The 12,979-nt window shown below is 71.6% G+C and carries 10 protein-coding genes; 2 read left to right on the top strand and 8 right to left on the bottom strand.

Annotated features, from left to right (window positions below; translation table 11 throughout):
• Positions 1-116: 116 nt before the first annotated feature.
• Positions 117-1,685: an ATP-binding protein gene (locus D7Y15_RS28155; RefSeq protein WP_158629126.1), complete on the bottom strand. Its 1,569-nt coding sequence runs from the start codon at positions 1,683-1,685 to the stop codon at positions 117-119.
• A gap of 207 nt (positions 1,686-1,892) precedes the next feature.
• The gene (locus D7Y15_RS28150; protein ID WP_121754506.1) at positions 1,893-4,922 is read right to left on the bottom strand and encodes a TonB-dependent receptor; all 3,030 of its coding nucleotides are present in this window, start codon (positions 4,920-4,922) and stop codon (positions 1,893-1,895) included.
• Between the two features lie 360 nt (positions 4,923-5,282).
• On the opposite strand from D7Y15_RS28150, the gene D7Y15_RS28145 reads away from it, so the two are divergent.
• Positions 5,283-5,702, top strand: a complete 420-nt coding sequence (locus tag D7Y15_RS28145; protein ID WP_120579241.1) for a hypothetical protein — start codon at positions 5,283-5,285, stop codon at positions 5,700-5,702.
• 9 nt (positions 5,703-5,711) lie between these two features.
• Here the strand turns inward: D7Y15_RS28145 and D7Y15_RS28140 are convergent, their stop codons facing one another.
• From D7Y15_RS28140 to D7Y15_RS28120, 5 genes are all read right to left on the bottom strand, one after another.
• Positions 5,712-6,125, bottom strand: a complete 414-nt coding sequence (locus D7Y15_RS28140; protein ID WP_223639461.1) for a helix-turn-helix transcriptional regulator — start codon at positions 6,123-6,125, stop codon at positions 5,712-5,714.
• 311 nt (positions 6,126-6,436) lie between these two features.
• Entirely contained in the window at positions 6,437-7,045 is a 609-nt protein-coding gene (locus D7Y15_RS28135) for a putative glycolipid-binding domain-containing protein (RefSeq protein WP_120579247.1), read from the bottom strand.
• A gap of 13 nt (positions 7,046-7,058) precedes the next feature.
• Complete coding sequence (locus D7Y15_RS28130) at positions 7,059-7,886, bottom strand: DUF4157 domain-containing protein (RefSeq protein WP_233605113.1); 828 nt, start codon at positions 7,884-7,886, stop codon at positions 7,059-7,061.
• Positions 7,846-8,223, bottom strand: coding sequence for a hypothetical protein (locus tag D7Y15_RS28125; RefSeq protein ID WP_304988689.1), 378 nt, complete (start codon positions 8,221-8,223; stop codon positions 7,846-7,848). Before D7Y15_RS28125 ends, D7Y15_RS28130 begins: the two co-directional genes overlap by 41 nt.
• Positions 8,224-8,396: 173 nt before the next feature.
• The gene (locus tag D7Y15_RS28120; protein ID WP_121754508.1) at positions 8,397-9,557 is read right to left on the bottom strand and encodes a metallophosphoesterase; all 1,161 of its coding nucleotides are present in this window, start codon (positions 9,555-9,557) and stop codon (positions 8,397-8,399) included.
• A 608-nt stretch (positions 9,558-10,165) separates the two neighbouring features.
• On the opposite strand from D7Y15_RS28120, the gene D7Y15_RS28115 reads away from it, so the two are divergent.
• Positions 10,166-10,540 carry a DUSAM domain-containing protein gene (locus tag D7Y15_RS28115; RefSeq protein ID WP_120579239.1) on the top strand — a complete coding sequence of 125 codons (375 nt, stop codon included), beginning with the start codon at positions 10,166-10,168 and terminating at the stop codon, positions 10,538-10,540.
• 45 nt (positions 10,541-10,585) lie between these two features.
• Here D7Y15_RS28115 and D7Y15_RS28110 read toward each other — a convergent pair whose 3' ends face one another.
• Positions 10,586-12,979, bottom strand: a complete 2,394-nt coding sequence (locus D7Y15_RS28110; RefSeq protein ID WP_121754505.1) for an MYXO-CTERM sorting domain-containing protein — start codon at positions 12,977-12,979, stop codon at positions 10,586-10,588.

Below are 12,979 nucleotides of genomic sequence, written 5' to 3'. Positions count from 1 at the left end.
CACCCCTGCCCTCCCGGCCCATCCCCTTCGGTCCTTCGCACAACACGCGCGGCGTGCGGCGGCGGACGCTCCCTCCCTCAGCGCATGGCTGCGAACGCTCACCCCTTCCAAAAAGGTCAGGCAGTCCGCGTCCTGCTCCGGCCGGCCTTCGCCTTCGCCTTCGGGCGCGGCGGCCGAGGCAGCCGCACCGTGAACGTCGTGCCGTCCTTCTGCGTCGACGTCACCTCCACCGTCCCCCCGTGGGCCAGGACAATCTCCTTCACGATGAACAACCCCAGCCCCAGCCCGCTGTTGCGCCGGCCGCCCTGCTCACGCTCGCCCTCGCCCTGGTGGAACGGATCAAACAGCCGCTCACGCAGCTCCTCCGGGATGGGCGAGCCGGGGTTCTGCACCTCCAGCACCTGGTGCTCGCCCTTCGCCCAGCAGCGCAGGAACACCGGCGAGTCCGGGCTGCCGTGCTCCAGCGCGTTGCCCACCAGGTTGGAGAGCACCTGCGCCAGCCGCTCCGCGTCCCACTCCCCTTCCGCCTTGCCGTCCACGTCCACCGCCACCGCGCGGTCCGGGTACGCCGCGGACAATTCGTCCACCACCTGCTGACACACCGCCCCCAGGTCCGTGGGGGCCTTGCGCAGCGGGATGCCGCCGGCCAGCCGGGCGCGCGTCAAATCCAGCAGGTCCGCGATCATGTTCCCCATGCGCGTCGCGGAAGACTCAATCCGCTGCGCATGCTGACGGTGCTGCTCCGGCGTGCACTCCAGCGGCCCCCGGCGCTTCTGCGCCCGCGCCGACAGCACGATGGCGTTGAGCGGGTTGCGCAGGTCGTGTCCCAGGATGCCGATGAAGCGCTCGCGGAAGCGCGCCTCCTCCACCATCGTCTCCATCTGGCGGGTGCGCTCGGTGACGTCCATCATCGAGCCAATCATCCGCACCGGGCGCCCCTCGTCGTCGCGCGCCAGCACGCCCCGGTCCAGGACATGCGCCCAGCTGCCGTCCGCGCGCTGGAAGCGGTACTCCTCGCTCCAGACGTCGCCCGTGGACGCGACGAACTCCACCAGCCGGTCCACCACCCGGTCCCGGTCGTCGTCGTGCACGCGCTCGCCCCACCAGCCCAGCTTGTGCTCCAGGATGGACGTGGCGTGGCCGAACGCGTTCCCCGTGCCCGGGTCCCACCGCACGTGGTCCGTGGCGAAGTGCCAGTCCCACAGCACGTCATGCGTGGCGCGCGTCGCCAGCCGGTAGCGCTCCTCCGCCTCCCGCAGCGCGCTCACCGTCTGCTCCGCCCTGGCCAGCGCCGCCTCCACCTCCTGCCGCGCCGCCCGCTCCCGCTCCGCCTGATGCGCGTCCGCCGCCTGGCCCTCGTCGCGAGGTAGCAGCCACAGCGCCAATCCCTCTCCGTGCCGCACCACCACGTACCGCCGCCCCGCCGGGTCCCCCGGCAGCAGGCCCACATGCGGAACACCGCGCATCAGCACGCGCACGAACGTCGCCACGTCGAACAGCGCGGCGCCCTCCCGCGTCCACAGGGACACGTGACGGCCCAGCTCCAGGGAGCGCACCCAGCCCTCCGCCGGGACGTTCATGGACGTCCAGCGGAAGTCGAGCGCTTCGCCTGTCTCCCCGTGCAGCGGCTCGAGGAGGACGCAGGGCGTCTCGCTGTCAGCGGGCAGTTCCCATGCCGGAGCCATTCCCGGCCCCCAGGACAAACCCATCATCGTGCTCCCCCCGACGCTACAGGTCTGTTCCCCCACCCTTCACGTCGGTGCCGGGCAGGCTGGAAAAACCCGCGTCTCACGGAATACTGACACATCTGGCCAAGAGTGGAGCAGCCCTGGAGGGCAGGGTGCGCGAAAATCGGTTCACCCCCGAGCAGTGGACCTGCCCTTCAGGACAGGTCAGTACCGGCCCTTGACGCCAATGATGGGCAGGGCAATGGGCAGTCCCACCGCACTCTTGGTCAGGGGTTGCCGGCTGTAGCCGCCGCCCAGGTAGTCGAAGCCCAGCGTCTCCGTGTTGAGGGTGACGTTGAGCATGTCCAGATAGGCCTCCAGGGTGAACGTCTCGTAGGCCCAGGCCTTGGAGACGCGCAGGTCGAAGCGGAAGAAGGGCGGCAGCCGGTCCACCTGATCGCGATCCACCTGCACCCACGCGGGGCGGCCGTCTGAGTCCACGCCCTCGCGGTGCGTCTGGCTTCCCAGGGTGCCGTACTCCGGGCGTCCGCTGTTGAAGTGGAGCACGCCTCCCAGGGTGATGTTGTTGGAGAACTTGTGGCTGACCACCAGGTTCAAGATGTGTGTCTGGTCGAACGCGAAGGGCAGGTCCGCGGAGTCCTCGGAGATGGCCCGACCTGACGAGTCATATCGATAGAAGGTGGTGCGCCGCGTGCTGCGCTGGAGGCTGTACGAAAGCCAGCCGAACCAGTTGTTCCCCAGCGGGTAGCGGATGAGCAATTCCAACCCATACGCCAGGCCATGGCTGGTGAAGTCCGGGATGTCCCAGTCGTCCCGGCTGACAGGCGGTCTATCGACGTCGATCTGCCGCGCGCGCACCCGGCGGAAGCCGTCCTGGCGAGGAGGGCCCCCACCGGGCGGAGGCTCAACGACGTCCGGGTCCCCCGGGTCTCCGATGTCGTCCGTGAGGCCCTCGTCGGAGAAGGGTGTGAGCTCGATGGTGCGCAGCATGGGGTTCACATAGACGTCCAGCCCCACCTCCCACTTGTCGAAGGCCTTCCACTCCACGCCCGTGGACAGCTGCACGCCTTCCTGGAGGCCCAACAACAGACTGCCCACGTCCACCACCGGCAGGCTGATGAGGGTGGTGGGCGGCTGGTGGAAGATGCCGGCGCCGCCCTTGAGCGTCACGGTGTCGGTGAGCCTGTGGCGCACGGTGAGGCGCGGCTCGATGACCTTGTGGTCGAAGCCGCCGGACAGGTGGTAGCTGTCCAGGCGCAGGCCGGGCACCACCGTCCATCTGTCATTGGGCGTCCACACCCCTTCCGCGTACGCGCCGGTGAAGGTGGCCAGCGCCACGGGCACGCGCACCGTGTCCTCCTCCACCGGCCGGCCGTTCTCCACCGTGAGCACGTCCACGATGGCGCGCTTGTGCTCCAGGTCCGCGCCCGCGCGCAGCAGCAGCCGCTCATCCAATGGCACGCTGTAGCCCAGGCGCCCGGAGAAGTTGTCCTGGTCGATGTAGATTTCGTTCCCGTTGTCCGGCCCGCGAGACACGACAGCGAAGCGGTCCAGGCCCCACGTCCCGCCAATCTCGAGCTCACCCTTGCCCAGCGGGTGGCGGCCGCGCAGGTCCACGCGGTGGAAGGCGACGGACTGGAGCGCGGTGTCGCCCTGGTCGTCCTGCGCCTCCGAGCCGAACGTGTCCGACGAGCCAAAGGCAAACAGCCGCAGCTTGCCCTGCCCCACGTCCTGCTCCACGCGGGCCTGGTAGTCCCAGAAGTCCAACACCACCTTCGGGTTGGTGCGGCCCGGGGGCGGCGGGTCCTGCAACTGATTGGCCGCCAGCGCGATGATCCACGGCGTATAGGAATAGCGGCCCGCGAGGCTGACGTTGGTGCCGGTGGACTTGAAGGGCGTCTCGATGAAGAAGCCCGCGTTGATGAAGTCCGCGTAGGCGCTGCCGTGCACGCGGTCATCGCGAGGCCGGGTGAGGCGTCCGTCGATGGCGCCGCCCATCAGCCGGCCGTACTGCGGCGGCGGCGAGCCCGGATAGAAGTCGATGGCGTCCAGGAAGTCCGGGTGGATGACCGCGGGCCCCAGGAACAGGTGGAAGAGGATGGGGATGCGGATGCCGTCCAGGAAGTAGCCGGTGGACGCGGGCTGGCTGCCGCGCACCACCGGGTACGCCACGCCGGACAGCATGCTGCCCACGCCCGGCAGCAGCATCACCACGCGGAAGGGGTCGCCCATGGTGCCGGGCACTTCCCGCAGCTCCGCGTCGTGCAGCGTGATGCGGCTCACCTCCGTGCGCTCGCGGTCGCCGCGCACCACCGTCTCGTAGGGGTTCAGCACGAGCGGCTCCAGGCCGTAGACGACCTCCAGCGACTCGGTGGACTTCAGCGCCTCGCGGAACAGGCCGGGCTTGTGGCCGGGGGCGAACACGCGCACCGCCTGACCGCCCGTGGGGAAGCGCGCCTCGAAGCGGCCGTTCTCGTCCGTCTGCACCGGCGAGTCCGGCGCCGCGCCCGACACCAGCGTCGCCCCAATCAACGGCCGGCGGTTGCCCTTCTCCCGCACCAGGCCCTTGAGGGTGATGGGGCCCTGCGGCATGGGAACGCCGCCGTCCGCGCTGGAGGCCATCGGGACGGGGGCCTCGAAGCGGTACTCGAAGAACAGGCGCACCGCGACGGGCTGGCCCTCCATCATCGCGGGAGAGAAGCGTAAGGAAGGCGCCGCGTGCAGCGCGGCCTCGTTGAGCAGCGGGTGCACGCCGTCCACCAGCGTGGCGGAGTCCACCTCGCCCGCCTCGTCCACCAGCAGCTCCAGCTTCACCGTGCCCGCCACGCCCTCGCCCACCAGCCGAGGCGGGTACGGCGCGGGCGAGTCCCTCACCAGCGAGGGCGGCACGAAGGCCGCCAGCGAGGGGCCTCCGTCCGTGCCAGCAGCCGCCGCACCAGGCTCCACCGCCCAGCCGCCATCGGTGGTGCGCTGGAGGTCCGCCTCCTTCGAGACCGAGCCCGTGCCCCCGTCCTGGGGGCCGTCCCCTTCCGTCCACGGCGCGCCCATGTTCCGTGGGGCGGAGCCGGTGGTGAGGTTCTCCTCCGTGACGGGCAGGCCCGCGTCCAGGGTGTCGCCCAGCCGGGCACTGCCAGGGTCCGCTTCAGGAGATTGGGCTTGAGCCGGCCACGACAGGCACAGGCAAAGCACCAGCGCGGCGGCGTGCCAGGGGGTGCTCCTCTTCGCGAAGGTCATGGGCGATGGCGTTCGTGCAAGGAAGGTCCCGGCCAGCATCCATGAGGCCAGGGGATGTCCTCCCTGACAAGCGCTGCTCCGTGACGCGTGCCATCACCGCCCGCCTGGGGCCGTGCGGGCAGCGGACCTTTTCCGCTGGAGGACATTTGCACTCCGCGTCACGTCTCGCCGTGGATGACGGGACCGCTCCCCGGGACAGGGCGCCCCATTTCGGATCCATCCCCACCTTCCAGGAAGTCGCCCTTTCCCATTCCCGGACGCCATGCCCATGGTGGAACGCCCCAACCCTCCCAGAGCACTCTCCAACGACATGCACCAAGGCAGGGTTCGCGTGGCGCCCGGCGTCACGCGAGCCCGCTTATGATTCCCCCGCCGTCCCTGCGCTACCTTCCTCACGGACTGCTCGCGTCACTGCTGTTGGGCCTGATGTTGATGCCACTGCTCTTCCCGCCGTCGCTGGCGCGCGCGGGCAATGAAGGACCGGACACGTTCATCGACGAAGGGCCCCCCGGGGCTACGCCCTCCAGGGAGGCCACCTTCGTCTTCACCGCCACCACGCTGAAGCCCGTGTTCTGGTGCTCGCTGGATGGCAGCCTCTACATCCCCTGCGAATCCCCATGGCGCCTGAAGGACCTGCCCGTGGGCGAGCACACCCTGGACGTGTACGCGGTGGACGTGAACACCGCGCAGCGAGACTCCACCCCGTCCGGCTGGGTGTGGCGGGTGACGAAAGCCGATCCGCGCGCGGGCACGGCCCGCCCGCCCGCGTCCGCGCCCTGAGAGGCCCCTTCAGCGGCGCGTGGGCAGGATGGCGCTGGCCACCAGGCTCATCAGCTTGAGCTGGGGGCGCGGCAGCCGGCGCACCGCGCGGAGCAGGCGGCGCATCTCCGGCAGGTCGTCCTTGTCCGTGGAGTCCTCCTCCCACAGCCCCGCGCCCGCCGCCGCCGCCAGGGCCAGCCCCAGGGACGCGTCCGCGGACAGCTGCAGCGCCAGACACAGGCGGAACAGCGTGGGGACGCTGGGCATCATCTTGCCCCGCTCCAGCCGGCCGTAGACCTCCGACGCGATGCCGACGCGATCCGCCACGTCCGCCTGCGTGAGGCCAGCCCGCAGCCGCGCGGCCCGGGCCGCCGCCCCCACGCTGACCGCCAGCTTGCGCTCCAACTGCCGCCGCGACAGCGCCGCCGCTGACGCGGGCGCCACACGGGGCTTCTTCCGGAGGCGGCCGGAAGCGAGAGGACCTCGGGGGTGGGTTTTCACCACATCAACCTTGCACGTGACGTCCGGTGGGGTGGCCGCAAGGCTCGCGACCCCTCCACCGCCGGAGCAGTTCAGAGGTCGTTATAACCCGCCACGTCACCCGGGCCCATCCCTATATGGCAGGTAGTCCCGCATTCCCCCGTCCACCGGAAGCGCGTCGTTCATGGCGCCATTAGCCCACATGAAACGACACGCGAATCCTGGAAGGTCTGGGAGATTGTCCGGGTTCGGGGCCCCGGGGTTGCGCCGGGGGGTCAACCGTCCGTCGTGGCGACGCGCTCCCAGCCATCCGGGTAGTGCGTGACGAGCCCCGTGGCGTCGGTGTCCACCTCGGCGACGAAGGCGCCTCCCGCGCTCTCGTAGCGGTAGCGGGTGGAGGACAGCCGGGTGTAGCGCTGCTCCAGCCGCTCCAGGGACAGGTCCGGCAGCCGCACCCACGCGGCCGTCACGTCCCGGGACTGGCCTGGTTCCAGCCCCAGCCGGCGGATGGGCAGGGTGTTGGTGGAGGGGGTGACGCTCAGGTCCACGTCCACGCACCCGCGCAGCTCCGGCACCTCGCGTCCGTCTCGCCACCAGCGCTGGTGGTCATCCACCTGGAGCACCAGCGTGCGCCGCGTGCCTCCCTGGTGCACGGCCAGCCGCACCTCGCGCGTGTGCCAGTCCGGGTCGCACGCCACGGTGTAGCGCACGAGCAGCGGAAGCCCCTCGCCCACCAGCACCACGGTTCCGGTGAAGAGGGGCCCTTCGGCGGACTCCCACAGCTCGAAGTGCTCGGTGCCGGGAGACTCCAGGCGCCGCCAGGTCAGGGCTTGCAGGCAGCGGCCCTCGGGCGCTCCGCCGGGCCGGGCGGTGCGCGCCGTCATGGGACGGGCGGCCTCACGGCGCGCCACGTCCGGCGTAGAGGCAGTCCAGGGCCTCGTCCAGCAGGCACAGGGCGGCGTCGCTCCAGCCGCGCAGCCGCTGCTGGGGCGTGGGGCGGCCCACGTGGGGGATGAGCTGCGCGTCGGCGGCGTCCTCGATGAACTGGGCCTGCTGCTCCGGGTTGAGCTCCGCCCAGCGCCGGTGACCCACGGCCTTGCGCCAGTCGTAGCCGTCACCCAGGTATTGCGCGGCGAGCGCGCCGCTCAGGTAGCCCGTGCCGCCGTGCTGGTGCTGCCACACGTGCGTGAGCTCGTGCACCAGCAGCCGGAAGCCCACCGCGCCGTAGCCGGGCGGGATGAAGAGGACATCCCCATGAGCGAACGCGCGGCCCGGCAGACCCAGCAGGCCCAGGGCGCCTTCCTTCACGCGCACGCAGCGGTAGTCCAGGCTGTCGCCGAAGATGGGACGCAGCCGGTCCACCTCCGCGTCCGTCAGCCGGCGGCCCACGGGCTCCAGGCCCGTCACCACCTGCACGGCGGACAGCACGCGCCCGCCCAGCATCAGCACCAGGTCCACCGGCACCTGCGCCACGCGGAACAGGCAGCGCTTGAGCTGGGGCAGCCCGTCGCGCGAGCGCCCCGTCGCGCAGCGGGCCATGCCGCCGGCGAAGAGCACCAGCGCCAGGTACGCGCTGCGCGCGGCGCCCGCGGACGCCCCGGCGATACCGGTGAACAAACCGTGGCCCGCGTCCGCCACCCGCGCCGTCAACGGCGCCAGGCGGGGAGCGTCACCACGGCGGGAGTCACGGACTGCTTGCGGATTGAGCGAGGTGGGAGACCCCAAGGACCCTCTCCAAGAGCGAGCGCAGCTCACCGGCGCGCCAGGGCCGGCCGAGTGCGAAGTGGGTGTCACAGGCCGTCAGGAAGGTGGCGCTCGCTTCAGGACGGAAACCAGAGGACAGGAGGATGCGCGGACCGTGGAAGCCCCGGTCCACCAGACGGCAGAGGAAATCGCTCACGACGCGGCGATCCGCGTCCAGGTCCAGCACCAGCCCGTCCACCTCCACGCCCATGTCCAGCCGCCGGTCCGCCGACGTCGCCCCCAGCGACGTCACGATCCGGCACGCCAGCCCCACCTCACGCGCCACCGCCAGCCGGACCTCCGGGGCCTCGGAGACCACCAGCAGGACCGGCGCCGCCTTCCCCGTCCGGGGCGAAGCGACCGGGACCCGGGCCCCGCGCCGCGCACCCGGGACCGCGGGCGCCGTGGGACGGCTGAAAGCGAATTCCGGGACAAGGAGGGAAGATGGTGCGGTGGACACGCCCCAAACAATAAGCAGCAAGAACGGAAATATCAAGCTTGGCTTGAATCACCGCCAGAACGGGGAGTTCCTACCAGGGTGAGGGACGCGATCTCCGGGGCGGGGCCCAGGCGCAAGGGGGGGCCCCAGTAGCCCGTGCCGCGGTGCGTATAGACCCGGGTCCCGGCGACGGTGGCCAGGCCCTGGACGACGGGCTGCTGGAGCTTCACGAAGAACATGAAGGGGAAGATCTGCCCGCCGTGGGTGTGGCCGGACAGCTGGAGGTCCACGCGCAGGCCCTGCAGGGACAGGGCGGTGCGGGGCTGGTGGGCCAGCAGCAGGCGGGGCACGTCCGGCGGGGCGCCAGCGAGCGCGAGGTCGGGGCGGCTCTCCAGGGGCGGATCGATGTGGCCGGCATCGTGGTCGGTGACGCCTGCGACGACGAGCCGGGCGCCACCGCGCTCCACGACGCGGTGTTCGTTGGTGAGGACGGTGATGCCCAGCCGGGCGACCTCGGCCATCCAGGCGCGGGCGCCGTGGTAGAACTCGTGGTTTCCGGTGACGTAGTAGACGCCCAGCGGAGCCTTGAGGGACGCGAGCGGCGTCATCTGGTCGCGCAGCTCCTCCACGGAGCCGTCCACCAGGTCGCCGGTGATGGCGACGATGTCCGGCTTCAGGGCGTTGACCTGATCCACCACGCGCTGGAGCCACACGCCGTCCAGGGTGGGCCCCACGTGCACGTCGGACAGCTGCACGACGCGCAAGCCCTCCAGGCCCGGGCCCAGGTCCTTGAGGGCCACGGTGGTGCGCTCCACGCGGGCCTTGCCGCGCGCGGTGACGAAGGCGAAGGCCACGGCGGGCACGACGGTGCCCAGCACGGCGGCCGCGCGGCCCCGGGCGAGCGCGTGCATGTCCGTGACGGTGCCGGACAGGGACAGCGCGGCGCCGACGACGTCCGAGGCCAGCACGGCGGTGAGGAAGATGCCGAACGCGCCCAGCCAGAGGTACGCGCCCCACTGGATGACGCGGGAGAAGCCGGTGGCCTCACGGCGCGCGGCGCGGAAACCCGCCAGCAGGATGAGGAAGCAGAAGCCCAGCAGTCCCCAGCCCACGGCGGCCCAGGGGGCGGGCCAGCCGGGCGCGGTGAAGAGGCGCAGGCCGATGTAGACGTGCAGCGCGACGGGCAGGCCCAACCCCAGGAGGAGGGACAGCACCGACCGCCAGCCGGGAGCACCGGCCGGGCGCCGGGCCCGCCGCGATGAAGCTTCTTCCGAGGACACGTCCGTCGTCACGCGCGCCACCCTGTCGTCCCGGGAGCCGGGACGCCTTCGAGCGCGGGAAGATAACGGCCACCCCCACGCCGCGCCCGCCAGCCCCGCCGGACGCCTGGCGGGCCGTCATGAACTAGTATTTCTTGATAAACATGGAATCACACCCTGGGTATTCCTGGCTCGCGCTGGCGCTGTGCAGCGTGTTGACGACGGGCTGCGCGACCGCGACGTGCCTCGACAGTGTGACGTGCTGTGTGGAGGCACACCCGGGCAATCCGGCCGCGTGTGGACTCACGGCGGGCGAAGCGGCAGCCCTCATGGGAGCCGCCGCAGGCGCCGGGAGTGCGGCCGCGATCACGTCATCTCAAGCGAAGGAGGATGAGTTCGCGCACAACGCCCACCTTCCCGAATGGAAGCAGCGGTGCATCCGCGCATGGAACGACTGTGCCGACGGTAGACTCGATGGTCCCTGCACAGCCTGTCTCCGCCGCTGCGAGGGACAACACGAGTGGCCTGTCGATATGTGCGGGCCGAAGCCGAGGAAGCGTTAGATGACCGCCCGACCCGATTGGGACGCGATACGGGACCTGTCGCGTCGTGTGCTGCGAGAGGGAGCCCCCCTGGCCCTCACGCAGGACGTGCGCGCGCTCCTCCTCCGCACCGCTGACGAAGTCGGCATCGACAGCGCCTCCGAAGCCCTCCGGACCGATGCCGGTGCGCTCACGCTCCTGCGCGAGTGCGCCCGCCGCATCACGGACGGATCCAACAGACTCATGGATGCGCTGCACCGGATGTTCCGGTACCAGGACGCGGGCGATTACGAGCGAGCGCGCCAGGAGATGCGCGACGTGCTCTCTGTCGAAGTCGTCCCCTACTACCGCGAGGCAGCACAGGGACAGCTCGACGACATGGCCGACGCGCCGTGACCGGTCTGGGCGCGGCGCCCCAAAGGCAGCCGCGCCCTGCCCCTGTCAGCTCCGCGAGCGGCGGCGGCGCACCAGGGCTCCCAGGCCCACCAGCGCCCAGAGGCTGATCATCCCCGCGGGCGCCGAGCCGCAGCCGCAGCCCACGTCCAGGTCGGTGGGGCCTCGCACCTGGAAGTCCACCTCCGGTGAACGCAGCCCCGCCTCGCCCTGCGGCGTCACGACCTGGGCGACGACCTTGTGCGCCCCCGTCGCGAGCGCCTTGTCCGCCGTCAGCACGTGGCGGAAGACGCCTTCGTCATCCGCGGTGGCGGTCGCGAGCGCCGTGCCGTCCAGCTCCAACCGCACGGACGTGCCGGGCAGCGCCACGCCCACGAACATGAAGGTCGGATCCACCGTGGAGCCCTCCTCGGGCACGAGCACCCTGGGCGTCGCCGGATCCACCGGGCCCGCGTCGGCGCCGCCATCCGTTCCGCCGTCCGCGCCGGGCACCACCACCTCGAAGCCCACGACGTCGGAGTACGGCCCGTCATCGCCCGCCTCGTTGTGCGCGTGCACCGTGACCTTGTGCGTGCCCACGCTCAGCGGCGCGGTGGCCGGCACCTGGTAGCGGAAGCGGCCCAGCAGGTCCAACGGCACGATGTTGTCCGGTCCGTCGTCAATGACGACGCCCACGCTGACGCCATTGGCCGCGGTGCCGGCGAACAGCGGCGTGGGGCTCACGGTGTCCCCGTTCGAGGGCACCACCAGCACGGCCATCTGCACGACGCCACCGTCCGCGAGCACCACCGCGGGCGTGGTGAAGCGCACCGGCGTGGAGGGCTTGCTCGCCACGCCCAGCGACTCCGCCCACGCGACGACGTCATGCGCGCCCGCGCTCAGCGGCGCGGTGGGGTCGTAGGTGAAGCGGCCATCCGAGCCCGGCACCGCCGCGCCAATCTCCCGCCCATCCACGACGAGGTGGACGACCGGCCCGTTCGTGCCCGCGGTCCCTTCGAAGCGAGGGCGCGTGGTGGTGGACGCCTCGCCCGCCACCGGCGCCGTGATGACGGGCGTGACGGGGACCTGGAAGGACTGGGACAGCTCCTGCACCGTTCCCGTGGACGTGCCCGAGCCCCCGTCCGGAGTGCCGGCATCCGACGTCGTGGTGGCCGGCCCCGCGCCGTACGAACCCGCGCCCGGGTAGGCGGACACGCCCGCGCTGCCCGCGCTCGCGTTGGGCACACACGCGAGGGTCTTGCCCTCGAGCAGGATGCGGCCCCCGGCGCCACCACCGCCCGGCCCGAAGGGCTGCTTGTCCAACTGGGTGTTGCCGCCCGCGCCGCCCCGCGCCTCGACCCCGCCGCAGTTCACGATGTCCACCGCGCGCAGCACCACCGCGCCGCCCGCGCCGCCACCGCCCGCGCCGTCGTTGCCCGACGAGGCCCCCGCGGTCGAACCCGAGGCGCTGTAGATGCCCTTGCCCTCGAACGCGGTGGAGCGGATGAACACCACGCCGCCGCCTGCGGCGCCGTTGGAGCCGGCCTGGTCGGAGCCCTGCCCCGCGCCGCCGCCACCGCCGAACGTGAAGCGCTCGAACACGGAGTAGCTCAGCGCCGCGCCGCCCAGCCCGCCCTGGTCGCGCGAGCCGTCCCCGGAAGCCGTGCGCCCGCCAATGCCGCCCACGCCGCCGTGCCCGCCACCGCCACCGCCGGCCGCCGCGCAGTTGCCGCCGCCACCGCCGTTGGTCAGGTTGCCGCGCCCGGTGGTGATGCCGGTGCGGGAAATCTTGCCAGCCACGCCCTCGCCGCGCTCGGAGCCACCCTTGCCATGGTCCAGCTCCAGCGCCGTGCAGCCATTCAGGTCGGCGATGTCGGCCTGGAAGACGCCGCCCAGGGAGCCCAGGCCATCCGCGTCGATGCGGCCTTCGTTGACCACCTTCCCACTCACCAGCATCGCGAGGATGCCGCCGGACTTGCCATTCCATGGCGTCACGGTGAGCCGCGCGCCCGCCTCGATGACGACGTCGGAGTACTCTGCCACGCGCACCACCTGGGCGCGCCCGGAGGCGTAGGCGTAGCGCAGCGGTGCGGTCAGCGTGAGGAGGGCGGGCGTGGAGGACGACACCTTCTCCAACCGCGCCAGCTCCCAGCGCCCCAGCGTGACCGCCCCCGTCAGCGCCACGGGCTTCGTGTTGCCCACGTCAGGCGCGGAGGACAGGCCGGTGCTCTCGTGGATCATCACCAGGTCGCCAGCGGAGATCTTGAGGCCGGAGACGACCAGCTCCTGGCCCCCCGCCGCGACGCTCTTGCCCAGGGGCGCGTCCACGCCCATGGCGACGCCCTGTCCCGAAACGAGGTTGAGCACGCCGTCGCGTCCGGTGCCCAGGTCAAAGGAATCCGGCTCCGCGCGAGCGACCTGCGCCAGGAGCAATCCAACGATGAGAGCCAGCGTGATGCGCAT

It is taken from the genome of Corallococcus sp. AB030 (genome assembly GCF_003668965.1).
GTDB lineage: Bacteria > Myxococcota > Myxococcia > Myxococcales > Myxococcaceae > Corallococcus > Corallococcus exiguus.
The sequence above is the reverse complement of the archived record's forward strand: the minus strand, read 5'-3'. Positions and strand labels throughout refer to the sequence as shown.